At 53.6% G+C, this 24059-nt stretch carries 24 protein-coding genes; 14 read left to right on the top strand and 10 right to left on the bottom strand.

Annotation, left to right across the window (positions count from 1 at the left end; genetic code table 11):
* Positions 1 to 66 precede the first annotated feature (66 nt).
* Both asnC and rluA read right to left on the bottom strand, forming a co-directional pair.
* A complete protein-coding gene (gene asnC, locus ACSHSR_RS17895; protein WP_025888669.1) occupies positions 67 to 528 on the bottom strand; it encodes a transcriptional regulator AsnC in 462 nt (153 codons plus the stop codon).
* A 108-nt stretch (positions 529 to 636) separates the two neighbouring features.
* Complete coding sequence (rluA, locus tag ACSHSR_RS17890; protein WP_190533224.1) at positions 637 to 1314, bottom strand: bifunctional tRNA pseudouridine(32) synthase/23S rRNA pseudouridine(746) synthase RluA; 678 nt, start codon at positions 1312 to 1314, stop codon at positions 637 to 639.
* A gap of 197 nt (positions 1315 to 1511) precedes the next feature.
* Here rluA and ACSHSR_RS17885 point away from each other — a divergent pair, with 197 nt between their 5' ends.
* The gene (locus ACSHSR_RS17885) at positions 1512 to 3620 is read left to right on the top strand and encodes a winged helix-turn-helix domain-containing protein (protein ID WP_479631007.1); all 2109 of its coding nucleotides are present in this window, start codon (positions 1512 to 1514) and stop codon (positions 3618 to 3620) included.
* A 188-nt stretch (positions 3621 to 3808) separates the two neighbouring features.
* On the top strand, positions 3809 to 3997 hold the full coding sequence (locus ACSHSR_RS17880; RefSeq protein WP_208162609.1) for a hypothetical protein: 189 nt from the start codon (positions 3809 to 3811) through the stop codon (positions 3995 to 3997).
* A 204-nt stretch (positions 3998 to 4201) separates the two neighbouring features.
* Here ACSHSR_RS17880 and ACSHSR_RS17875 read toward each other — a convergent pair whose 3' ends face one another.
* Genes ACSHSR_RS17875 through ACSHSR_RS17865 form a run of 3 tightly spaced genes read right to left on the bottom strand, consistent with a single transcriptional unit; the run spans position 4202 to position 5451 of the window.
* The gene (locus ACSHSR_RS17875; RefSeq protein WP_028779462.1) at positions 4202 to 4492 is read right to left on the bottom strand and encodes a hypothetical protein; all 291 of its coding nucleotides are present in this window, start codon (positions 4490 to 4492) and stop codon (positions 4202 to 4204) included.
* A gap of 33 nt (positions 4493 to 4525) precedes the next feature.
* Positions 4526 to 5044, bottom strand: a complete 519-nt coding sequence (locus tag ACSHSR_RS17870) for a class I SAM-dependent methyltransferase (protein ID WP_479631006.1) — start codon at positions 5042 to 5044, stop codon at positions 4526 to 4528.
* Entirely contained in the window at positions 5041 to 5451 is a 411-nt protein-coding gene (locus tag ACSHSR_RS17865) for a hypothetical protein (RefSeq protein ID WP_025008935.1), read from the bottom strand. The genes ACSHSR_RS17870 and ACSHSR_RS17865 overlap by 4 nt, the downstream gene beginning before the upstream one ends.
* Positions 5452 to 5841: 390 nt before the next feature.
* Between ACSHSR_RS17865 and fccA the strand changes: the two genes are divergently transcribed.
* From fccA to ACSHSR_RS17850, 3 genes are all read left to right on the top strand, one after another.
* Positions 5842 to 7626, top strand: a complete 1785-nt coding sequence (fccA, locus tag ACSHSR_RS17860) for a fumarate reductase flavoprotein subunit FccA (protein WP_096140978.1) — start codon at positions 5842 to 5844, stop codon at positions 7624 to 7626.
* A gap of 198 nt (positions 7627 to 7824) precedes the next feature.
* Positions 7825 to 8814: a 2-hydroxyacid dehydrogenase gene (locus ACSHSR_RS17855; RefSeq protein ID WP_208140851.1), complete on the top strand. Its 990-nt coding sequence runs from the start codon at positions 7825 to 7827 to the stop codon at positions 8812 to 8814.
* Between the two features lie 179 nt (positions 8815 to 8993).
* Entirely contained in the window at positions 8994 to 9731 is a 738-nt protein-coding gene (locus ACSHSR_RS17850) for a dienelactone hydrolase family protein (protein ID WP_219013117.1), read from the top strand.
* Here ACSHSR_RS17850 and ACSHSR_RS17845 read toward each other — a convergent pair.
* Complete coding sequence (locus ACSHSR_RS17845; protein ID WP_025008938.1) at positions 9728 to 10273, bottom strand: mechanosensitive ion channel family protein; 546 nt, start codon at positions 10271 to 10273, stop codon at positions 9728 to 9730. The genes ACSHSR_RS17850 and ACSHSR_RS17845 overlap by 4 nt on opposite strands.
* 93 nt (positions 10274 to 10366) lie before the next feature.
* On the opposite strand from ACSHSR_RS17845, the gene ACSHSR_RS17840 reads away from it, so the two are divergent.
* The 5 genes from ACSHSR_RS17840 (at position 10367) to ACSHSR_RS17820 (ending at position 15607) form a co-directional block, all read left to right on the top strand.
* A complete protein-coding gene (locus ACSHSR_RS17840) occupies positions 10367 to 11110 on the top strand; it encodes a spermidine synthase (protein WP_219013118.1) in 744 nt (247 codons plus the stop codon).
* Positions 11111 to 11199: 89 nt separating this feature from the next.
* Complete coding sequence (locus ACSHSR_RS17835; RefSeq protein WP_219013119.1) at positions 11200 to 12738, top strand: leucyl aminopeptidase; 1539 nt, start codon at positions 11200 to 11202, stop codon at positions 12736 to 12738.
* A 189-nt stretch (positions 12739 to 12927) separates the two neighbouring features.
* Complete coding sequence (ahpC, locus tag ACSHSR_RS17830; RefSeq protein WP_028779456.1) at positions 12928 to 13497, top strand: alkyl hydroperoxide reductase subunit C; 570 nt, start codon at positions 12928 to 12930, stop codon at positions 13495 to 13497.
* 104 nt (positions 13498 to 13601) lie between these two features.
* Positions 13602 to 15161 (top strand): alkyl hydroperoxide reductase subunit F, encoded by a 1560-nt coding sequence (ahpF, locus tag ACSHSR_RS17825; protein WP_219013120.1) that lies wholly within the window; start codon positions 13602 to 13604, stop codon positions 15159 to 15161.
* Positions 15162 to 15358: 197 nt separating this feature from the next.
* Entirely contained in the window at positions 15359 to 15607 is a 249-nt protein-coding gene (locus tag ACSHSR_RS17820) for a hypothetical protein (protein ID WP_413735433.1), read from the top strand.
* A gap of 78 nt (positions 15608 to 15685) precedes the next feature.
* Here the strand turns inward: ACSHSR_RS17820 and ACSHSR_RS17815 are convergent, their stop codons facing one another.
* Entirely contained in the window at positions 15686 to 15886 is a 201-nt protein-coding gene (locus tag ACSHSR_RS17815) for a hypothetical protein (protein WP_025008941.1), read from the bottom strand.
* Between the two features lie 165 nt (positions 15887 to 16051).
* Positions 16052 to 17452 carry a cytochrome C biosynthesis protein gene (locus tag ACSHSR_RS17810; protein WP_144134145.1) on the bottom strand — a complete coding sequence of 467 codons (1401 nt, stop codon included), beginning with the start codon at positions 17450 to 17452 and terminating at the stop codon, positions 16052 to 16054.
* Between the two features lie 288 nt (positions 17453 to 17740).
* Between ACSHSR_RS17810 and ACSHSR_RS17805 the strand changes: the two genes are divergently transcribed.
* The gene (locus tag ACSHSR_RS17805) at positions 17741 to 19633 is read left to right on the top strand and encodes a methyl-accepting chemotaxis protein (RefSeq protein WP_096140975.1); all 1893 of its coding nucleotides are present in this window, start codon (positions 17741 to 17743) and stop codon (positions 19631 to 19633) included.
* A 119-nt stretch (positions 19634 to 19752) separates the two neighbouring features.
* On the opposite strand, the gene ACSHSR_RS17800 is transcribed toward ACSHSR_RS17805, so the two are convergent.
* Positions 19753 to 20172 (bottom strand): OmpA family protein, encoded by a 420-nt coding sequence (locus ACSHSR_RS17800; RefSeq protein WP_044735148.1) that lies wholly within the window; start codon positions 20170 to 20172, stop codon positions 19753 to 19755.
* Between the two features lie 509 nt (positions 20173 to 20681).
* Positions 20682 to 21098: an organic hydroperoxide resistance protein gene (locus ACSHSR_RS17795; RefSeq protein WP_025008945.1), complete on the bottom strand. Its 417-nt coding sequence runs from the start codon at positions 21096 to 21098 to the stop codon at positions 20682 to 20684.
* 113 nt (positions 21099 to 21211) lie between these two features.
* On the opposite strand from ACSHSR_RS17795, the gene ohrR reads away from it, so the two are divergent.
* From ohrR to rlmC, 3 genes are all read left to right on the top strand, one after another.
* The gene (gene ohrR / locus ACSHSR_RS17790; protein WP_025888690.1) at positions 21212 to 21643 is read left to right on the top strand and encodes a transcriptional regulator OhrR; all 432 of its coding nucleotides are present in this window, start codon (positions 21212 to 21214) and stop codon (positions 21641 to 21643) included.
* Between the two features lie 13 nt (positions 21644 to 21656).
* The gene (locus ACSHSR_RS17785) at positions 21657 to 22844 is read left to right on the top strand and encodes an FAD-dependent oxidoreductase (protein WP_345844969.1); all 1188 of its coding nucleotides are present in this window, start codon (positions 21657 to 21659) and stop codon (positions 22842 to 22844) included.
* Between the two features lie 73 nt (positions 22845 to 22917).
* Positions 22918 to 24051 (top strand): 23S rRNA (uracil(747)-C(5))-methyltransferase RlmC, encoded by a 1134-nt coding sequence (gene rlmC, locus ACSHSR_RS17780; RefSeq protein WP_109247859.1) that lies wholly within the window; start codon positions 22918 to 22920, stop codon positions 24049 to 24051.
* The last annotated feature ends 8 nt before the right edge of the window (positions 24052 to 24059 follow it).

Here is a 24059-nt window from a genome sequence, read left to right as displayed (position 1 = left end):
TTGCACCTTCCCTAAGCCTTAAACTGAAAAAGGCTGCCAATTTGGCAGCCTTTTCTTTATCTGTTGTTAAGGTTTTACCGCCCTGACAATTGGATTCTGCAGACTTATCAGGGTTTCGGTAGATTGAATTTCGTCTATCGACTGGATACGGTTAATCAGCACGTGCTGCAGGGCATCTATAGATTGACACATCACTTTGACAAATACGCTGTAGTTGCCTGTGGTGTAGTAGGCCTCTACCACTTCTTCCAACTCATTGAGCTTGGAGATGGCGGCGGGATAGTCACCGGCACTCTTGAGATTGATGCCGATAAAGCAGCAGACATCATAGCCCAGAGCTTTGGGGTTAACCGTTATTTGGGCACCGGTGATAATACCTGCCTGTTTCATCTTTTCGACCCTGACATGAATCGTGCCTGCGCTGACGCTGAAGCGTTTGGCCAGCTCGGCAAAAGGAGTTCGTGCATCCTGCATCAGGGCTTCCAGGATCTGATTGTCCAGTTGATCTCTTTGAAATGATGTATCCACAGCATCACGCCTAAATTGCTTGTAATCAGGCATGAATCTACGTGTTTTATTGTAAAATTGCCAGTCTTAAGGCGACTTTTGACTCAACATCTATGGTGACGTTAGCCGTTATTGCTCACCTTCGGGCGCGAGAAAAGGCACAGGTGCACTGAAGCTCATGGGGTCGCCCGAGTAGGGATGCTTGATGCTGAGGCTGGCGGCATGCAGCAGCAATCTGGGAGCCAATCTTTTTGCCCAGGAGTCGGCGTAGAAACCATCGCCCAGAATGGGATGACCCAATGCCATCATATGCACCCTGAGCTGGTGTGAGCGCCCTGTGATGGGGATCAGCTTGACCAGAGTTGAATAGCGCCCCTTGCTGATCACTTCATAGTGGGTCAATGACGGCTTACCCACTTGATGATCGACTTTCTGTCTGGGTCTGTTGGGCCAGTCACAGATGAGTGGCAGTTCTATACTGCCTTGAGTGGCCTTGATATGGCCGGCGACTCTGGCGTAGTAACTCTTTTGGGTTTCCCTGTTTCGAAACTGACGTTTCAGCTCCCGTTCGGCACTGCGCCTCAGTGCCAGCAAGAGCACGCCCGAGGTGGCCATATCCAGGCGGTGAACCACTTGTGCCTGTGGATGTTCGGCCAGGACTCTGGCATAGGCGCTGTCGTGATGGGCCGGATCCCGTCCGGGAACCGAGAGCAGTCCTGAAGGTTTATTGATGACTATGATGTCCTTGTCTTGATAGAGAATATCCAGCCAAGGTTCGGTTGGCGGATTGTAGACAAAATCTGACATGTCATGGCCTCAATGAAAATGGACGGCAAAGATAACCGCGGCTGCAGGTAGATGCAAGCTCTTGGGCGTTGTTGCATCCAGGCTTCAGAGTAGGCTGGGAATTATTCGCACCTGCCTTTGGTTAATTTGAGCGCTTTACTTCTCTTTTACAACATGGGCAATTAGTATCTTAGTGTTTGAATTGAAAATGGATTGATATGGGAAGGCGCTCAGGTTACCTGTTGGAAGATTGGTTGGTTGACCCTCAGATGAGTACGCTGAGCCGCGAAGAGGCTCAAGTGCGGCTCGAGCTCAGGGTGATGCAGGTATTGCTGTGTCTTATCCATCATGCCAACACCCTGGTGAGCCGTGAAATGTTGATCCAGGAGGTTTGGCACGGCGGCATAATTACCGATAACGCCATTAACCGCATTATCGGCTTGCTGCGTCAGCATCTGCAGGATAATCCCAGAGATCCACGTTTTATCAAGACAGTGCCCAAGCAGGGCTATGTGTTGATAGCGAGAGTACGCGAGACGACACTTGATGACGATTCACTGGATGAACCTTTACCGGCAAAACTGGCAGACGTCGAGACTGAGCAAAAGATAGCAGCAGGCGGCAGCAAGTGGGGCTATTTGGGCGGCGCCTTCGGAGTGCTGGCGGCGGGTATTGCCAGTTGGCTCTATCTGGCTCCTGTCCAGGAAAACCCCCAGCTTGAGTTGACAGATGTGGCCATCCGGCGTTTGACTCCACTGACTTCGCTCAATGGTCAGGAGGTGGACCCCAGCCTGTCCCCCGATGGCAGCATGCTGGCATTTTCCTATCGGGAACTGAACGCCGATAAGTGGCATATTGAGCTGATGGCGCTCGGCGACAGAGTCATCAAAACCATTCCGGTTATGGATGATTACAGTCTGCGCTACCCGGCCTGGCGACACGATGGCAAGGCCTTGGCTTATTTGGCATTCAGTGAGACTCAGGGCTGTCGCATTATGGTGACAGAGCTGACCGAAGAGGGGATGCGAAGCCGCATAGTCAGCCAGTGCCATCAGACGACACAGTCGACCAGCATCGCCTGGAGTCCCTCTAACCGCTCGCTGTTTTATGTCGATGCCGAAGGGGTTGAAGGTTTCAAGCGCGTTTTTCTGCTCAGCCTCAGCGATGGTCGGCGTCAGCAGTTGAGTCAACCTCATGTGGTGGGACGCGGTGACTATGCCTTGGCCTTGTCTCCCGATGGTCACAGTCTGGCCGTGCTGCGCAGTATCAACTGGTTCGACACCCAGATCTTACTGTTCGATATCGAATCCGGTGATTGGCAAAACCTGCAGCGGGTGGGGTATCCACTGCGCAGTATCGCCTGGGATAAAGGCGGTAACGCCTTGGTATACCGAGGTGAAGAGGGACAACTTCACCGCTTGCAACTCAAACCCCGTAAGTTAACCCGGCTGACGAGCGTGTTGCAGGAAATCAATTCTCCCTCGGCCAATAGTGCCGGACGCATGGCGGCGGTTGTCGGTGAACTGTTTGAAGAGGAGATCTGGTTTTGGTCATCGCCCTTTGATGAGACTTCCAAACCGCAGCGCTTTGTGGCGTCCAGTCGCCGTGATACCGCCGGTACCTTACGCCACGATGGCAAGGAGCTGATCTTTGTTTCCAATCGCAGCGGATTGCCACAACTATGGCGTCGGGACGAACAGGGCACGGAGAAACAACTGAGTCGCCTGAGCACTTTTTCCCATATAGATGAACTCAGTTATTCAGCCGATGACAAGCTGGTGGCCGGCAGCCTCAACCAACAGGTGTTTGTCCTCAACCCTGAAAACGGTGAACTCAAGTTTTTCCCTCAGCTGGGCAATGTTCGTAATGTCAGTTGGGGGCGCAGCAGCAATGAACTGCTGGCGGCGCTCAGCGTCGATGGTCGCTGGCAGATAAACAGTCTGCTGTTGGACAGTGGCGAGCAGCAACCTTTGCTGACGGATGGCTTTTCCGCCAAGTACGCCGCCGACGGTACTCTTTATTTTACCCGCCTGTACAAGAAAGGGATTTGGCGCCTGAAACAGGGCGTCGAAGAACTCTTTTATGAGCAATACACCCCCCACTTCGGCAGCAGTTGGCAACTGGCTTCCGAGGCACTCTGGTTGCTGCGGCCCAACGACAATGCCATGGGCATTCTCAAGATAGATCTCCACACGGGCAAGAGAGAGGGGCGCGACATTCCGATGGAGAAAGTTTCCCCAAGATTGCTGTCAGTGACAGATGACGGCCAGATTTCGCTGGCATTATTGGGGCCTGCCAATACAGATATAGTTGAAGTAATTAACTGATTTATAAGACATCACCTTTCCGTCACCTTTTCATTATGGTGCTTTTCCCTGCCTGAGATAGCTTTAGGGACAAGGTTGATTGCCTGACCACCAAAGCGCTTGGTTTTTACCCTGAGTACCGGGCCAAAAGGTCAAAGCAATCTCGGGCGCAGTTTGCGCCCACCCATTTCCCAGCAGGAGAAAAGACGATGAAAAGTTTGAATCAGTTTGTGAAAAATGCGATTGGATTTGCGTTACTTTCTACTCTGTTTGCTTTACCGCTACTGCTGGCGTCGACACCCACCAAGGGCAAGGATGAAGTCAATACGCCATCTCTGTGTGAGCCGTATCCAGAGTGTGTGATTTACAAGGTCCCCGATGAGTCCATCAATCTATAACCGTCAGTGGAGGCCATCATGTTGCAGGTTACTCTCTATTTGGTTGGTTCACTGAGCGCTTTTGTATTGGTGTACTACCTGTTTTTAAACTTGGTTCTTGCGTCCGAAGAATCAAGGTTGCTCGACCCTAAGGACAAATAACTCTCCCTTTCCAAGCCAAAAGGGGCACGGTGTAAACCGCGCCCCTTTTTATTATCTGGAAGCTTAGGAGAAGCTGTGACCGCCCACATGCATGATGCAAAAGGTCCAGACCACGAAAGCCAGAATACCGTGTACCAGAGCATAGAAGGCCTGATCCAGGCGACGTAGGCCGGCTGCTTGCCAGATAAGGTGCAGGTGCAGTCCAAGCACCAGAGGGAACAGTAACAATAAGGGATAGAGGGCGAATGGACTGGCATCTCCCAGCAGAGGCCGGGTCAACAACGACCAGAGCACCATAAAGGCGGTGATCAGCGGGGGCAGGGCAAGCCGATACTGCTCGGGATAGGGAAACATTACAGGTCCTTGATACAGCTGAATAAAGGCGGATCAGCGAACGGCTCTGGCTATCAATTGTGCCTTGGCTTGCAGCATTCCCGTTTCTCCGCCGGGCATATGGCCTTCAAAGTAATGTAAAGCCTCGAATTTGGCAAATCTGTGTTGTAGCTCACTCTGATTCAGCAAGAAGTCCGGGTTACTGGGACGGCCAAACTTGGCCTGTTCCTGAGTAAAGGTCTCGTAAAACAACAAACCACCAGGTTTGAGCTGTTTGGCTATCCAGGGCAGCGATGGGCGGTGCAGGTAGTTGAACACCAATACCACGTCGAAAGGTTGAAGCTCGGGCTTGTCGCCCTGCTCAAGGTCCCATTCAATGAATTGGCAGTGAGGAAACTGGCGCCATAGGCCATCAAAGCTCTCGGGATTGCGATCGATGAAGGTAACCTCGGCGCCCTGTTTGGCAAACCAATGGCCATTGCGCCCGGAGCCGCAGGCCAGGTCCAGTACTCTGAGCTCAGGTGTTATCTCAGTGTGCCGCTCAAAGGTTGTGATCAATTCTGCTGTGTTCATCCCTTGATCTCCTTGCGGCTGTCTATTCTGCGTCTGTGAACTATAGAATAATGCCGCAAGCCCGCGGGCCCGTGTGACACTATGACCGACAGTAAAACCACAGTCACAAGCAACTCGCTCTTGTAGCTTGCCAGAGGAATAAACAGCAGGATCAGCAGCAGCTTCACCAGAGTCAATACTCCTTTCAGTTGGATAAGCCAGCGCCAATCCCTGACTATCTCCCACAGCATCAGGCAACTGCCGCTGGCCATGGCCATTATCCAATAGAGCTGCCAGCTTTCTCTGGGTACCGACAGCAAAATACCGCCACCGGCCCCGACTATCCCCAAAATGTGCAGGGCTCTGAGGCTGGTCTTACAAAGGCGCTGCAGCCAAAACTGCTTTTCAGACATCTGTGCTTTAGCCATGGCGATTATATCTGTGATCCAGAATACAAATTTTCCGTTAGCTTAGCAGCATTCGCCAATTGGCGACTATGCTTGATCCTGTATTTGTCGAGTCTTCTCACATGGAAATGCAGATCCCCAAAACGTTAACTTCGTCAGCTATACAGTACGTTAGCTGTGATTTGTATCAATATGTGACCGACTAATCTGCAAGAGTGCACAGAAATGCGGATAGGTGGCGTCGAGAGAAATCTTTTTGTGACTCAGTTAAATATATGCCTAAAGGGGTAGTGATATCTTCTGCCATGGGAGATATGTCGTGCTACAGCCTTGGTATAAATAACTAAAAAGCAATGTGGTACGAAATAGCTATATATGAGTATGTGAAATAATATGGTGGAGGAACACTCTATGTTCACGGGAGCACTTAAGAAAACAGCACTGGCTGCTCTGATTTCCGGCATGATGGCCGGTACAGCTTATGCCGGCGCAGATGTATTGGCGGATTTTCATGGTGAAATGGGCGGTTGCGATACTTGCCACGTTTCCAAGAAAGGCCCGACCGATGACAACCTGACCCATGAGAACGCCCAGTGCGTTAGCTGCCACGGTGATCTGAACGAGATTGCTGCCGGTGAAAAAGATCTGAAGATTTCTCCACACAAGTCTCACCTGATCGGTGAAATCGCTTGTACTTCTTGCCACAAAGGCCATGAAAAATCAGTTGCTTACTGTGACGCTTGCCACAGCTTCGGCTTCGATATGCCATTCGGCGGCAAGTGGGAGCGTAAGTTCGTTCCTATCGATGTGCAGAAAGATGCTCAAGACAAAGCTATCGCAGCCGGTCCTCGTGAAACCACTGACGTGGTTATCATAGGTTCTGGTGGTGCCGGTCTGGCCGCCGCAGTATCTGCTCGCGACAACGGTGCCAAAGTCATTCTGCTGGAAAAAGAGCCTATCCCAGGTGGTAACACCAAGCTGGCTGCCGGCGGTATGAACGCTGCTGAAACCAAGCCTCAAGCGGCTCTGGGTATTAAAGACAAGAAAGAGATCATGATTGAGGACACCATGAAAGGTGGCCGTAACATCAACGATCCTGAGCTGGTTAAAGTTCTGGCCAACAACTCCTCCGATTCTATCGACTGGTTGACTTCTATGGGCGCCGATATGACTGACGTAGGTCGTATGGGTGGTGCCAGTGTTAACCGTAGTCACCGTCCAACCGGTGGTGCCGGTGTAGGTGCTCACGTTGCCCAAGTATTGTGGGACAACGCTGTTAAGCGCGGTACCGATATCCGTCTGAACAGCCGCGTTGTACGCGTACTGAAAGATGATTCAGGCAAAGTGACCGGCGTTCTGGTTGAAGGTAAGTACACTGGTTACTACGTGATCAAGGCTGATGCCGTGGTTATGGCTACCGGTGGTTTCGCCAAGAACAACGACCGCGTTGCCAAGTACGATCCTAAGCTGAAAGGTTTTGCTGCTACCAACCACCCAGGTGCAACCGGTGACGGTCTGGATGTTGCCATGCAAGCCGGTGCCGATACCCGCGATCTGGAATGGGTACAGGCTCACCCAACTCTGTCTCCACGTGGTGGTGTGATGGTAACTGAAGCCGTACGCGGTAACGGTGCTATCCTGGTTAACCGTGAAGGTGACCGTTTCGTCAACGAAATCACTACTCGTGACAAGGCTTCTGCGGCCATCCTGAAACAGAAAGGTGCCAGCGCCTTCCTGGTGTTCGATGACTCAGTTCGCAAGAGCTTGAAGAAGATTGAAAACTATGTCCACCTGGGCATTGTTGATGAAGGTAAGACCCCTGAAGAACTGGCCAAGAAGATTGGTGTTCCTGGTGCCGAACTGGCCAAGACTATCGCCAGCTACAACGGTTTCGTGAAGTCTGGTAAAGACACTCAATTCGAGCGTCCTAACCTGCCTCGTGAACTGGGTACTGCCCCTTACTACGCTATCGAAGTTAAGCCAGCTGTACACCACAGCATGGGTGGCGTGAAGATCGATACCAAGGCTGAAGTGAAAGCCAAAGATGGTCATCTGATCCAGGGTATGTATGCTGCCGGTGAAGCAACCGGTGGTGTTCACGGTGCCAACCGTCTGGGCGGTAACGCTATCTCTGATATCGTAACCTTCGGTCGTATCGCCGGTGCTGAAGCTGCCAAGTACGCTAAAGAGCACTAGGCCAAACTAATTCTCCGATAGCACGGAGTCGGGGCGCTTGAGCCCCTCATCAAAAAAGCGGACTGTCAGGAGTCCGCTTTTTTCTTTTTGTTGCGCTGCATCATGTTTCCGGTGAGATTGTCTGTGCCAGGCAAAGACAAGTTTAGGTAATTCACTTACACTTTTAGCTATCATTCCAATTACCGGGTCATAAACAGCATGAAGATAGGTTTTTTCAGCGCCAAGCGTTACGACATGCAGCATTTCAACCGTACCAACGAGGCCTTTGGGGCTCAAATAGAGTACTTCGACGTGCGCCTTTGCATGCAAACAGTGAAACTGGCTTACGGATTCGAAGTGATCTGCGCCTTCGTCAACGACGAACTCAATGACGAGGTGCTGACAGAACTGGCCGCCAACGGCACCCGGATCATTGCCATGCGCTGTGCAGGCTTTAATAATGTCGACCTGGATGCGGCCAAGCGTCTGGGAATGAATGTTGTCAATGTCCCTGCTTACTCTCCAGAATCTGTGGCCGAACATACGGTCGCCCTGATGTTGACCCTGAACCGCAAGATCCATAAGGCGTATCAACGCACCCGGGATGCCAACTTCTCTCTCGAAGGGTTGGTGGGCTTCAACATGTTCGGTAAGACTGTGGGCGTGGTCGGAACAGGGAAAATCGGTATCGCCACCATCAAGGTCTTGCTGGGCTTTGGCTGTAAAGTACTGGCGTTTGACCCTTATCCCAACCCGCAAGTAGAGGCGCTGGGGGCTCGCTATGTCACTCTGGATGAAATGTACCAACAGAGCGATATCATCAGTCTTCATTGCCCGCTGACGGCGGAAAACCGTCATCTGCTCAACGCAGACAGCTTTGCCAAGATGAAGCCGGGCATGATGGTGATTAACACCAGTCGTGGCGGCTTGCTCAACGCCATAGATGCCATGGAAGCGCTCAAGCTCGGACAGATAGGTTCGTTGGGGTTGGACGTGTATGAGAACGAGAAAGAGCTGTTCTTTGAAGACAAGTCCAACGAAGTGATCCAGGACGATGTATTCCGGCGTTTATCGGCTTGCCACAACGTGATCTTTACCGGTCACCAGGCGTTTTTGACCGAAGAAGCCTTGGGCGCCATCGCCCACACCACACTGTCCAATGTGCAGAAACTCCTCAGTGGTGAGCGTTCGGGTAACGAGCTTTTCTAAGGAAGGTGCGAACAAGTCCCATGTGTGCTCTGCGTCGGCTTACAGGCCTGGATGCACGTGGTTCGCAGCAAATTGCCCTAGTCCTTTGCAAGAATTCCCTAAAGATAAATACTGACACCCGACTCCCCGATTGCTAGATTGAGGTTACCGCATCGGGGAGATGCTCATAGGGAGGTGTCATGCTGGTTACACAGAGTCTTCATCAACTGCCGACGGCAAGCGGCAGCATGCAAACCCGGGTCTATCGTCCCGATAGCGAGGGTTGTTTTCCCGCCATCATTTTTTACTCGGAAATCTTTCAGGAAACCGCACCTATAAGCCGCATGGCTTGTATGCTGGCCGGTCATGGCTTTGTGGTATTGGTGCCGGAGATTTTCCACGAGCTCAATCCGCCGGGCACTGTGCTTGGTTATGATGACAGTGGCAAGGACAAAGGCAACAGCGATAAGCTGAGCAAGCCATTGGAAGCCCACGATGATGATACTCAGGCGTTGGTGGATTTTATCCGGGCTCAGCCCTGGAGCCGCGGCCGGATTGGTGCCATGGGCGTCTGCATTGGCGGTCACCTGGCATTTCGCGCCGCCCTTAACCCCGACATAGCAGCGGCATTTTGTCTCTATGCCACAGATATTCACAGCGGCGCTATCCCGAGTGCGCCGGGGAATGACTCTCTGAGCCGCTGCCAGGATATTCGCGCCGAGTTGATGATGATCTGGGGCAAGCAGGACCCCCATGTGCCGAGTGAAGGGCGCCGTCTCATCCAGCAAAGGCTGGAGCAATGCCAGACCTTATACAGCTGGCAGGAGCTCAATGCCCAGCACGCCTTTATGAGGGATGGCGATCCCCGTTATGACCCGGCATTGGCGTTGCAGATGTATCAGCAGGCGCTGGCGCTGTTTCAGCGCAGGCTCAATTAATCCTGCTTGGTCAGTTGCTCCGGCTCTGTCTCTTGTGCCTGCGGCGCCGAGGCATTGCTGGGTGCCAGCTTCAGCACGGCTTTTTGCAGTATCAGGTTGTTGGGGTAGGTAACAGTATCGCCGTTGTCGCGGCGGATAAGCACGTGGAACAGCCCCACTTCCAACAATACCCCGGTAATATCTTCATCCTTGTCGACGACTTTGATCCGCTCACCGACTTTGTAGGGAAACACAAAAAAGATCAGCACCCCGGCGGTGAGGTTACTCAGTATCGACCACTGGGCCACCAAAGCCACCCCCAGCACGGCAAATGCCGAAGACACGAACAGTGAAACCTCCTGATAGCCGAGTCCCAGAGAAACGGCCATCAACGACAGAGTGACAAAGAACAACAGATAGCTGATAAAGCGGGTCACCAGGCTGGTACGGGCGGCGCTGACCTGTTTCTTGTCCGCCAGGGTTTGCACCGCATTTTTCAGCGCCCGCTGCAGAAAGAAAAACACCCCGAGATAGAGGCAGGCAATCAGAATATTGTGAGTCATATGGCGTATGCTTCTGTGAGAAATAAGGCATTTGCTGGCATACTAGCGACTTTGTCACAGGGGATAAACTCCCCAACCGAGAATTATTCAAGCATGGCAGATTATCGCACCTTAGTGCAGCAACAGGATGAATGGGGCAGCGTCGCTGTCCTCGATGATGGCGACTGTCGGATTTTGGCCTTCGGCGAACACGACGAGCAGAGCAAACTGTTGAAAAAGGCCCCCCATGTACCGCAGCACACCTATGTGCAGGCCATGCTGCTGGCGCTTTTGTACCTCAAACCCAAGAGTGCCATCATTTTGGGGTTGGGCGGCGGCGCCTTGGTGCATGCTCTGAGGCATTTTGATGCCGCTATCAAGCTGACCGCGGTTGAGTTGCGCCCCCTGGTGCTTGAGTTGGCCAAGAGCCATTTTCAACTGCCACTGTCGAAAAAGCTGAACCTTATCAATCAGGATGCCAATCAGTTTCTGGCCAGTGCCGAGCACAAAAAGGTAGATATTATCTTCGCCGATCTCTACGGCTCTGAAGGGGTGGATGCCGGTCAGCTGAGCCAAGCCTTTATCGAGCAGAGCCTGGCACTGCTCAAGAGTGAAGGTTTGCTGGTGCTCAACTGCTGGAAAGAGCACAGTCAGGACAGAGGCCTGCTGGCTCGCCTGCAGCAGTATTTTCCCGATGTGCGGGCCTGCCTCACGGGGGGCGGCAACTGGGTAGTGTTTGCCTCAAGGACACCGAAAAACTTTACCAGTGCCGGGCTCAAGCAGGGCGCCGCCGGCTTGTCTGCTGTGCTGGACTGCGATCTCGGCCGTTCTCTCAGTCGCTTCGAACTCTGGCAGTAGGCTAATTTGTAAGGGATTGTTAAGGGCACTAGTCCGTAAAAGCCCTGATGTTATATTTGTCTGCCCCTCAATAATGATAAGCAGTACAAATGAATAAAAACAAAAGATTAGCAGCAAAACTTCTGACCCTATCCTGCCTTATGGGCGCTGGGACGACACAGGCCGAACAGTATGAGTTTGCCACTCAAGTCGCCCCGGCCAACACTTTGGTGATGTTCCAGCATCAGGATGGCACCCTCTACTCGGCCGCAGGGCTGCAGGCGGATACCCGCAAACAACTGCAGCGCGCCATTGCGGCCGCTAACTTCAAAGGCCAGGAAGGCGAGTTGCTCGAATTGCTGGCCCCCATTGGTACCCAAGCAGAGCGCCTGCTGCTGCTCGGGCTTGGGGATGCTGAACTGACGCCGGGGGAGACAGCCTTGCTGGGGGGCAAGCTGTCCAATCACCTAGAAGCCGTCAAACAACCCAAGGTGGCGGTATGGGCCGCTGATATCCCAAATAGCCAAGGGTTTATCGCCGAATTGACCCAGGGGATTTCCCTGGCCAGCTACCGCTATCGTGACTTCACGGCCAAGCCGCGCACCGAAAAACAGTACCATTTTGCGGTCGCCGAGCCCAAGGTAGCCGAGACCAATCACCTCAAGTCGGCAGCGATTGCCGATGGGGTGGCGCTGGCGCGGGATCTGACCAACAAACCGGCCGCCGAACTCTATCCCGAGTCCTTTGCCGATGCGGCCAAGGAACTCAAGCGTCTTGGCGTCAAGATCAAGGTGTTGGAACCCAAAGACTTGGCCAAACTCAATATGGGTGCGTTGCTGGCCGTGGGCAAAGGCAGCGAGCGAGGCCCAAGACTGGTAGTCGCGCACTGGCAGGGCAGTGATGATGCTCCGGTGGCGCTGGTGGGGAAGGGGATTACCTTTGACTCAGGCGGCTATAACATCAAGGCGACCGGCACTTCGATTGCGCGGATGAAGTCAGATATGGCCGGCGCCGCCACAGTGTTGGGAACGGTCAAGGTGATGGCCGCCTCCAAGGCGCCGGTTAATCTGGTGGGTATCATGCCGCTGGCGGAAAACATGGTCTCGGGTCGTGCGATGATCCCGGGGGATGTGATCAAGACTGCCCAGGGGCTGACGGTTGAAGTCCTCAATACCGACGCTGAAGGACGCCTGGTGCTGGCCGATGGCCTTTGGTATGCCCGCGAGAAATACCAACCACAAGTGATAGTGGATGTGGCGACCCTCACAGGTTCCAAGGTGCGTGCCCTAGGGGTGGAATATGCCGGCCTGTTCAGTGACTCGGAACCTTTGGTGCAGCAACTGACATACGCGGGACAGCAGGTGGGGGAAAAGCTGTGGCGCCTGCCGCTGGATCCGGCCTACGGCGAAGAGCTGCATTCCAGCATAGCGGACTTAACCAACACAGGCCGTGAAGGCAGCGCCGGGGCTTCTTCGGCGGCGATGTTTCTCAAGCGTTTTGCCGGTGATCAACCCTGGGCTCATCTGGACATTGCCGGTAATGCCCTGGTCAGGAGCGACACTCAGCTGGCTCCGGCCGGTGCTACCGGTTATGGTGTACGCCTGCTGAGCCATTGGTTGGAACAGCATAAGTTCAGCGAGAACCAATAGATCAATAACTTGCCCGGGAGCGAAGGGTAATCGCTTTTTTCGCTCCCGACACAAGTTCCTCTGAAAAACCGATTAAGGCAACAGCTTTTATCCGTTATCTTATTTTAAACCCTTTGGTTAATATGACTTCCATCGACGGGCAGCAATGAAGTTGACCCGGACAATTCAAACTGAAAATGGGAGCATACAATGACTCAGTCAATCATCAACTCTGTAATCAAACCCTTTAAAGCTACCGCCTTCCACAAAGGTGAATTCGTTGAGCTGACCGAACAGGATCTGCTGGGCAAGTGGTCTGTAGTTTTCTTCTATCCAGCCGACTTTACCTTCGTTTGCCCAACTGAACTGGGTGATATGGCTGACCACTACGAAAAACTGCAAGCCATGGGCGTTGAAGTTTACTCTGTGTCTACCGACAAGCACTTCACTCACAAGGCATGGCACGATACTTCCGACACCATCAACAAGATCCAATTCCCAATGATAGGTGACCCAACAGGTGAAATCAGCCGTAACTTCGGCGTGCTGGTTGAGGAAGACGGTGTTGCCCTGCGCGGTACTTTCGTCAGCAACCCTGAAGGTGAAATCAAAGTCGCGGAAATCCATGACCTGGGTATCGGACGTAGCGCCAGCGAGCTGGTTCGTAAGATCCAGGCTGCTCAATATGTTGCCACTCACGACGGCGAAGTTTGCCCTGCCAAGTGGCAGCCAGGCGACGAAACTCTGGCTCCTTCTCTGGACCTGGTTGGCAAAATCTAAACAACCAGCCTGACCCAGAAGGCTCCGAACCTCCCCCTGCAAGGGTTCGGAGCCTTTTTCCCCGCACTATTTCTGTTTTCCTTTAGTCTGATTCTGGAGTCATCATGTTGGATGCGAATCTGAAAAATCAACTGCAAACCTATCTGCAGAACCTCAAGCAACCAGTTGAACTTGTCGTATCTGCAGATGAAAGCCCAAAGTCCAAAGAGCTGTTGGCTCTGGCACAGGATATTGCCTCGCTGTCTTCCCTGGTCAGTGTGACCGAGCAGTCACTGTCCCGTACCCCGGCGATGCAGGTTACCTCAATCAAGGGCTCTGACATACGTTTTGCCGGTTTGCCCATGGGGCACGAATTTACCTCACTTGTGTTGGCTCTGCTGCACACAGGTGGGCATCCCATCAAGCTGGAGGCCGAGCTGATCGAGCAGATCCGCAGCCTGCCAGGGGAATATCATTTTGAAACTTTTGTCTCTCTGAGCTGCCAGAACTGCCCGGATGTGGTGCAGGCGCTCAATATGATGGCGGCGATCAACCCGCGGATCAGCAATACCATGATAGATGGTGCCTTGTTCCAGGATGAGGTTGAGCAGCGCAACATCATGGCCGTGCCTTCGGTTTATCTGAACGGCGAGCCTTTCTCTGCCGGCCGCATCAGCCTGAAAGAGATACTCAGTAAACTGGATACCAATGCCTCTGCCCGCCAAGCCGAGAGCCTCAACCAGCGTAAGCCCTACGAAGTACTGGTGGTTGGCGCCGGGCCTGCCGGGGCATCAGCCGCCATCTATGCCGCCCGTAAGGGACTGCGCACTGGGCTGTTGGCCGACAAGTTTGGTGGTCAGGTCAGCGAAACCGTAGGCATTGAAAACTTTATTTCGGTCAAGGTGACTGAAGGCCCCAAGTTGGTGGCAAATCTGGAAGAGCATGTTCGCGACTATGAAGTGGATGTGATGGATAACCAGAAGGCGGTTCGCCTTGGCAGCAATGGCCTCTATGAAGTGGAACTGGAAAATGGTGCCGTACTCAAGAGCCGTACTGTCCTGTTGGCCACAGGGGCTCGCTGGCGGGAAATGAATGTCCCCGGTGAGCAGGAATATCGTGGCCGTGGTGTGGCTTATTGCCCTCACTGTGATGGCCCGCTGTTCAAGGGTAAACGAGTTGCGGTGATCGGCGGTGGTAACTCGGGTATCGAGGCGGCTATCGATCTGGCCAACATAGTCGAGCATGTGACTGTACTTGAGTTTGACAGCAAATTGCGCGCCGATGAGGTGCTGCAGCGCAAGGCTAAATCTATGGGTAACATCACCATTATCACCCAGGCGCAAACGACTGAAGTCCTTGGTGATGGCAGTCGGGTTATCGGGCTCAACTACACAGACAGAGCCAGTGGCGAGCAGCATAATATTGCGCTGGCAGGTATCTTTGTGCAGATAGGTCTGGTGCCCAACACTGAATGGCTGCGCGGCACTGTGGAATTGACTCCGCGCGGTGAGATCATTGTCGATGAACGCGGTCAGACTTCACTGCCAGGGGTGTTTGCCGCCGGTGACGTGACCAACTCGGCCTACAAGCAGATCATCATCGCCATGGGTAGCGGTGCAACCGCCTCTCTGGGAGCCTTTGACTACCTGATCCGCCATTCAGAGGATGAATCGGCAGCGGCTTGATGGGTTAACCACTCAACAGCCTTTAGCAACACTGCAGCCGGCCAAGTGCCGGCTTCTTTTGTTCTAAGGCAAACCTTTGGTTCAGCTGAGCGTCAGTCTCTTTGGGTTAATTTGAACCATTTAGGGTCAATGCCGGTTGGTGGAAAATGACCTTGCCACTCGATTGCCTTGGCATTCCAGGTTTGGAGTAAATAACAATGTCTGCATCTTATTTGGCAAAGAGCGCCTTGTTGCCTTTGCTGCTGGGTTTGGGGAGTCTCGGTGGCTGCGCCGATATTCTCTGCTCTGCCCGTACCGACGAAGCGGTAGCCGATGGTTGGCAGGATCACAATCAGTGTGTGCGTCAGGCGGAAGACAACTTACGTCGTCATCAGCAAGAACAGCAAAGGCAGCAGGATACTACGACGCGTCAGGCATTGCAGGAGGCATTGGCGCAGCATAAGTGAGTCTTAGGTTCGCCCATGTATCCACAATAAAAAAACCGGCTTTGCCGGTTTTTTGCTATCGCCAGAGCCTTGGGAATATCAGGCTGTGGTATTGATATTGTGGCCTATGTTACCAACCGGGCCGGCAGGTTCTTGTGTCGGCGTGGCGGCCTGAATAAGTTGCAGCGCGATTTCGCCTTCGGCTTCTTGTTGCTGCTTGGCCAACTGCGCGACTTTAACACCGACAGCGCCGGTATCCATATTGACCGACAGCGGCTGGGAGTTGAGAGAAACTGTCATGGCTTTCCTCTGGGTTGGAGAGTCGCTTCGGGACTCGGGCATGATCCTGTTATCGGCATCAATAGCTATAACTTTAGCCTAAATCCCGCTTGTCCGGCAAAAAGCCAAGCCACCAATGGGCGACTTGGCTTCTTGCTGCTGCTCTGCACTTCAAGTCGTGATCCATCAAGCGGCCTTACGGCGGCGCTCCAGCAGTTTTCTACCGCTGACTATCAGGATAGTGACGACTATGGCGCCGATAATCAGCCCCAATGCCAGGGTGACGCTCTGTAGCGCCGCCGGGTTGACCGCCAGGGTGCCGCCCAAGCCAAGCATCATGATGCCGGACATCAGCTTCAGGGTCTGGCCCTCTTTCTCGGTCAACTTACGTTTACCAAGCGTCATACTGAAAGCAATCACTATGATGGCCAGTGGGATCACATAGACAATGTTGTACAGCACCAGGTACATATAGCGCTCAAAGCTCGGCAGGTTATGCATGGAGAGCACGCTGGTGTAGATCATAGGGAAGCCCGCAGTACACAAGAGTTCATAGGCGTTGGCCAGAATCGCCAGCACTGTGGTGCCGGCTATCATGGTCGCCAGGCTGGAGGCGCTGGACAGCTTACCCATGCGCTTGATAAGCCCGGTGCGGTTTTCCGCCGACATGGAGAGGGTTACTTCTCCTTTGGTAACGAAGTAGTCCTTCACGTTGATACTGCCGGCGATCAGCGCCAGTATTCCCGCCGCCAGAATAATCATCCCGCCATCACTGCCGGCCCCCAACAGCTGGAAGATGTTGAGCCAGGCGGTCATAAACAGGAAGTAAATAAAGCCCGAGAAAAACACGAAGATACCACCAACCAACAGCATACGGCTGCGGCTCTTGGCGTTGACCATGATGGACAGCAGGAACAAGAGCACGAAGAAGGCACAGGGGTTAAAGGCATCGACACCGGCCAGTACCAGCGTCAGAATTGGCAGCGACATGGTTTCAGGTGTCACCACCCCAACCAGAGGCAATTCCACCGGCTGCACTTCGGGCTCTGCCGCCAGAGCCGTGGCATCACAGGTGCCATCGCCACCATCATTGGCGCAGGTGCCAAACAGCGGCGCCTGAGTTGAACCTGTGTTTGCCTGAGTGCTTGTTTGTCCCGGCATATCTTCCGGGCTCAACTGGCCGCCCGCCTGCAGGTAGCAGTTCTTGAGGCGGTTGAGCAGGAACTGACCTGTCACCTCTTCACTGGAATAACCGACTATCGCCTTGCCACAGGTAGCCATATAGGGCACTGAGCGGGCTTCTGTTCCTGTCTCTGTGGCCAACTGCTGCCACAGCTCCTGAGTACCCGTGGCGCCCACCATCACTGAGTGCAGCTCTATCCAAGGGTAGCGCTCCGGCAGAGAGTCGATGAATGGATGCGCTTCAGCGCAGTGGGGACAGGTCTTGGACCAGACAAAATATAAAGGAATTTTGATCTGCCCTTGCTGATCCACCTGTTGCCACTGGATCTGCGACGCCAAATTTTCGGTTGCGGCAAGGCCTGCGCTGAAACTCAGTAACAGGCAGAGAAAGAGGGTTCTTAACATAAGCTTACCTGTGTAAGAGGGATTGAACTGTATCTGAATGACCCATAGCCCGGTTCAGGCTACAAGTACCCTACAAATACTTTACTCCAAGCCCTTGGTATCCATGATAAAGCAGCATCAAAACTGTTAGCAGACTCGAAAAAGTCCCTAAAGTGAGACACATGGACATTTGTTAAGCTTTGAGTAATAAAACCGCATTCGAATAGTGCCATTGTGGTAAGCGACTTCAGTAATTTATTTTTTTGCCGCTAAACTTTTACTCCACCCTAAAAATTTATAGGACTTCTTATGCAGTTCACGCTTAAAACCCGCTTACTGCTGGTCAGTCTGGGCGCCGTTTTGCTTACGGTTGCCGCCCTGGTTGGCCTTTCCTCCTCTTCCATTCGTGATAATGCCATGCAGCGAACCCAGCGCGAGGTCGATCAATTGGCGAACACCTTTGCCGGCGGCATAGGGCAGTGGATGTATGACAGACAAAAGGCGATCAGCAGCATCAAGGGCACGCTGCAGCGGAACCCTGAGGTCAATATCACCCCTTTTCTGATGCAGGCCCATGAGGCCAGCGGTTTTGCGCTGACCTACTACGGCGATGAGCAGGGCAACATGTACCGTCAGGATCCCAGCCTGAATACGGCTGGCTATGATCCCCGGGTTCGCCCTTGGTATCAGGATGCCAAGCGGGAAGGAGCCATGATAATGACGGCACCTTATGTCAGTGCCACATTGCAAAAGCTGGTGGTCACCATAGCCGAACCGGTAATGAACAGCGGTCGCCTGCAGGGCGTGGCAGCGGCTAATCTCACCATAGATCAACTGACAGATGCGGTGCGAACCCTCAAGGTGCCGGGTGACGGCTATGCCGTGATGCTTGAACGCTCAGGCTTGATTATCAGTCATCCGGACAAGGACCTGAACGGTCAGCAGTTCAGCCGTCTTGGCAGTGCCTTCAATCCTCAGTGGCTCAGCGCCAGGATCAGCGCCAATACCCTGGATGAGATGGCATTCGACGGTAGCAGCAAGCTGTTTTACGTGGCGGCAGTGCCTCATACAGATTGGGCACTGATGTTTGTGATGGACAAGGCAAGCATCATGGCCGAGGCTACCGAGCTGGCATGGTGGATGTCTGCGGTGGGCGTGTTGTTTTTGGTGGGCTTTGGTCTGTTGCTGGTATTGGTGTTCAAGAGCCAGTTCCGCGATCTGGAACGTCTGGCCAAGGCGCTCAACGATATTGCCGAAGGGGAGGGGGACCTCACAGTCCGTATCGAGACCCGTAATCAGCACGATGAGATAGGCATGCTCGCCGCCGGCTTTAATCGTTTTGTTGAACGCCTGCACGGCATGATTTCCCGTATGAGTGACATAGCCCAGCAGTTGGGAGGCCAGGCACAGGAGACCCGCCATTCGGCCGAGAGTAACAGCCAGAGCATCGAAGTGCAGCAGGACGAAGTCACTATGGTGGCAACCGCTGTGACCGAAATGGCCAGTGCCACCGAGGAGATCGCCAGCAATGCCGAACTGACGGCACAGACGGCGCAGTCGGCGGTCGGCCTGGCAGGCAGTGGACAACAGCAGGTGCTGCAGAGCCAGGAGTCGATTCGTAGCCTGGCGCAGGAAGTGGATACCGCCAGTCAGATCATCGGCGAGCTCAACGAGCACTCACAGAAGATCAACAGCATTTTGCTGACCATCAGCGGTATTGCCGAGCAGACCAATTTGTTGGCTTTGAACGCCGCCATCGAAGCCGCCAGAGCCGGTGAGCAAGGGCGTGGCTTTGCCGTGGTGGCTGATGAAGTCAGGGTGCTGTCGCAGCGCACTCATGCGTCGACACAAGAGATCCAGACCATGATTGAGACCTTGCAAAAAACCGCTTCCAAGGCAGTGAATTCCATGGCTCAGAGTCATCAGATGGCCGAAACCAGTGTGATGGATGCCGAATCGGCCAGTGCCAGTCTGGAGCAGATAAGCCAAGCGATCACCCAGATATCCGATATGGCCAGCCAGATAGCTACAGCGGCCGAAGAGCAAACCTCTGTCACCAGCGAAATCAACCGTAATACCGAGTCGATTCGTGAGGTTTCTCAAACCCTGTCACAGGAGGCCAACAGCGCCACTGTCAAAGCGCAGGAGTTGGCGGAGTTGTCAGATTCGCTGCGCCGTGAAGTCGGCCGTTTTAAACTCTAGCGCAATGTCTAAGGAAGGTGCGAACAAGTCCCATGTGTGCCTGCATCGGCTTACGGGCCTGTAAGCCACTTCGCACCTTCCCTAAGGGGCATTCATTTGTGGATCTTGAAAGTACTTAGTTATTCGGCGGCGCTTGGCTTTTCAATCGTCGCCATCATCTGTTGGTTATTACACCAATGCAGACTCACTTCGCGGTTATCTTTATGGGTTGCCGTGCGGATACGAGTGACTATGGGGTGAGAGAAGTGTGCTGCGGTTAAATATTCTTTAACCCTTTCAATTCGTCTATTGGCAAGCCACATATTATATTTTTGTAAATCTTCATCGCCGATAGACTTATCCATATTGAATTCCAATAACAGATAGCCGCTTGAATTATCGCTATTATCAGCAACAATTTTATCCAGTTGCAAAGAATCCTGGGTACTGAAATAAGAGCTGTTCTTGGCATAATCGACATTGCCAAGCAAAACGCTTTTCTCACAGGTGGCTTGGGTCGCGCCGGTAAACAGCAGTAACCCCAGAATCAGGGCGCGCATATCATTCTCCTTTGACTATGACTTTATTATTGCTCACGTCCACTTTTGAGGCGCAAATTTAATCGATTGTCCAGGAAAAATCAATTTTATATGAATATCAACCTTTGCTGAATGACAGCGTCATAATACAGAATGAATGACGGAAAAATGTCGCAACAAATATAATTTCAATTGCTGCGACATTTATTTATATTCTTGCCAATAAATTGACTGAATATTAGGGAAGGTGCGAATAAGTCCTCGTGGCACTCTGGCTTACACAGCAATTGGCATTCAAGGCATCTGACTGAAGGCATGCCGGGGCCTGTCGAAGTCGGATAACGCAGAGAGCCGGTTGCTGTGAAAGCCCCGAAGGGCGTGGCTTACGGGCCAGCCTGCTGTGTTGTGCTTCTTGCAAAGGACTAGAGCCATTTGCTGCGAATCACGCCTTGCATCCAGGCCTGTAAGCCGACGCAGAGCACACATGGGACTTGTTCGCACCTTCCTTAGCTCTAAATAATATCAGAGCTTCAGTTGATCTTAATGTCATTCACAGTGAGCCCCACATCAAGGTTGTTGCGGGTGGCATTGGAGTAGGGGCAAACACTGTGGGCCTTGAGTACCAAGGCTTCGGCCTCGGCCTGCGCGAGCGGCAGAGTGACAGCCAGAGATACCTGCAGCGCAAACCCACCATCTTGACTGACCAAGCCGACATCGGCGGTGACAGGAGCACTGGCAAGCTTGATTTTACCCAGGCGCGCCACATGTAAAATGGCGTTGGAGAAACAGGCGGCGTAACCGGCGGCAAACAACTGTTCCGGATTGGCCCCGGCTCCTGTCCCGCCCATCTCCTTGGGATAGCTTAGGGTCAATGACAGGGCACCGTCATGAGTGGCTACTTCGCCGTTGCGGCCGGCTTTGGCTGTGGCTTGAGTGTGATAGAGCATAGTAGTTTCCTTAATTTAAATTGTGCACAATCTAATTGCTGGCAATGATAGATCGATATTTGTTACAAAAGCAAGTATATTGCGCACAATTAAATTGTGTTTAGGGTTTGCATATGTCAAACGAGCCCCTGTGCCTGGAAAACCAGGTTTGCTTTTCGCTATACAGCGCCGCCAATGCTATGGTGCGGGCCTACCGGCCTGTGCTGGATGCCCTGGATCTTACCTATCCGCAATATCTGGCCATGCTGGTGCTTTGGCAACACAAGGGCATCAGTGTCAAGGCGCTGGGTGAGCGTTTGCATCTGGACTCAGGCACCTTGACCCCCTTGCTCAAACGCCTGGAAACTAAAGGCTTGCTGTTAAGAGGCCGCAGTGAACAGGACGAGCGGGTGCGGGTATTGACGCTCACTGATGCCGGGCTGGCTTTGCAAGCGCGCGCCGCCGATGTGCCCGAGCAGATGCTGTGTCGCAGCGCCATGCCGCAGGCGGAGCTGCAACAACTGAAAAGCTTGTGTGACACCCTGTGGCTGCAATTGGAACGTTAACGGAAAGAGGCTGATGGAACAGGTCGATCTGGCAATCATAGGTGGCGGCATATCCGGGGTGGCGGTGGCACAGTGCGCGGCGGCAGCCGGTTATTCCGTGGTGCTATTGGAAAAGTCCACTCTGGCGGCAGGCACCTCCTCCCAGTCCAGCAAACTGATCCATGGCGGCTTACGTTATCTCGAATCCGGGCAACTGGATCTGGTGCGCGAATCGCTGCGGGCCCGGCGCGAGTTATTGCGTCTGGCGCCGACACTGGTCAAGGCCGTCCCTTTCTTTATCCCGGTTTATCGTGACAGTCGCCGCGGCGCCTTGACCCTCAGGGCCGGCCTCAGCCTCTACGGCTTGCTGAGCGAGTTTGACCGCCTGGGCCGTTTTCGTAGCCTGCCTGCCAGGGCTTGGGGGAGCTTTCCCGGACTCAAGCTGGCGGGAATGACCCATATGTTCCAATACTGGGATGCCCAGACGGATGATGCCTTGCTGACCAAGGCGGTGGCCGACAGTGCCAGGCTGCTCGGTGCCGATATCCGCGAGGGCGCCGAGTGTTTGACAATAGAGCATGAGCCTCAGGGATGTAAGCTGAGTTACCGGGATGCGGATGGCGACAAAATGTTGCACTGCCGCTTTCTGGTCAACGCCGCCGGCGCCTTTGTCAACGAACTGCTGGCGCGGGTGACACCGCCCATAGCCCAGACGGCAATAGACTGGGTGCAGGGGAGTCATTTGCTTCTGGATATTCCTGCGCCGCACGGGGTGCTCTATCTGGAATCCTGCCTCGATGAGCGGGTGGTATTCGTGATGCCTTGGTACGGCAAGACGCTGATAGGCACCACTGAGACCCTCTGCCAGGGACCGATTCCGCAGATCACCCGAGAGGAGATAGCTTATCTGCTGGGGATCTATCGGCACTATTTTGGAGGCTCTGGCAGTTTCACGGGTGCTGTCACTATAGAGGCACTTGAAGCCAAGGTATTGGCGCATTTCAGTGGCATGCGAGTGCTGCCCAAGGGCGATGGCGATGCCTTTGGTCGGCCGCGGGAGGTACAGTTGTACCAGCGTTATTCCCATCCCAGGTTGCTGACGCTCTACGGCGGCAAGTTAACCACCTTTCGTGCTACCGCCAAGGCGGTGACGGCAGAGATAAGCAAGGTACTTGGCAAACGCAGCCCCAAAGCGGATGTCGACAAGCTGATGCTGGGATGATTTTTAGGGTGAAACAGGCTAAAGTGTGCCGCTTTTGCCGCCGGGCTGAATTGGAAACTTGGGATATATCAGAGTGAGATGTGACTTTTTTGCGCAGGGCAAGTGCCGCTCCTGTACTCACATAGAAACGCCAATGGCGCAACAACTGGCCGCCAAGAGTGAGCAGTTGGCTCAGTTGCTCAGCCCCTTTACGCCCTTTGAACTCTTGGCCCCGGTCAGCGGGCCGTCCCTGGGTTTCCGCAACAAGGCCAAGATGGTGGCACTCGGGGCCGCCCATCAACCCATTTTGGGGATAGTTTCCCCGATTGGTGAGGCCGTGAGCCTGTGTGATTGTCCTCTCTATCCTGCCGATATGCAGGCCTTGCTGCATCGGCTTGAGCTGTTTGTGCGTCAGGCCGGGATCCCACCCTATCGGGTAGATAAGGCCAAGGGCGAACTCAAGTTTGTGTTGTTGACCCGCGCCGAAATCAGCGGCGACTTTATGCTCAGGTTTGTGTTGCGCTCCAGGCAATCCATTGAACGGATTGAGCGTGAACTGCCAAAGCTGCTGGCCGAGTTTCCTGCCATCAAGCTGGTATCTGTGAATCTGCAGCCGGTTCATATGGCCAGGCTCGAAGGTGAGCAGGAGATTTTTCTTACCGAGGCGCAGCGTCTGGAGGAGTCCTTCAATGGCGTGCCTCTCTATATCCGCCCCAAGAGCTTCTTTCAAACCAACCCACAAGTGGCGGCGGCCCTTTATCAGAGCGCCAAAGACTGGGTCAGTGAGCTGAAGCCTGAGTCGATTTGGGATCTCTTCTGTGGTGTCGGCGGTTTTGGGCTGCATTGTGCCAATAAAGACACAGAGCTTACAGGGATTGAAATCGAGGCTGAAGCCATCGTCTGCGCCAAGTTATCCGCCGAAAAGCTGGGGCTTGAGCGGGTGAACTTCAAGGCGCTGGATTCGGGCAGTTTTGCCGCGGCGCAGTCCTCGGGACAAGTGCCGGATCTTATGATAGTCAATCCGCCGAGACGTGGCATAGGCGCCGAGCTTTGCCAGGCCATTTCGACCTTTGCGCCGCCGCATCTGCTTTATTCCAGCTGTAACCCTGAATCTTTGGCCAAAGATCTGGCGGCTATCAGTGGTTATCGTGTGCGCAAGGTGCAGCTGTTCGATATGTTTCCGCACACGGATCACTACGAGGTATTGGTGCTGCTGAGTCGCGGCTAAGACAGTGG

This window comes from Shewanella sp. VK101 (assembly GCF_056497865.1).
Note: the sequence above shows the minus strand (reverse complement) of the source record. Positions and strands in the feature narration are given on the sequence as shown.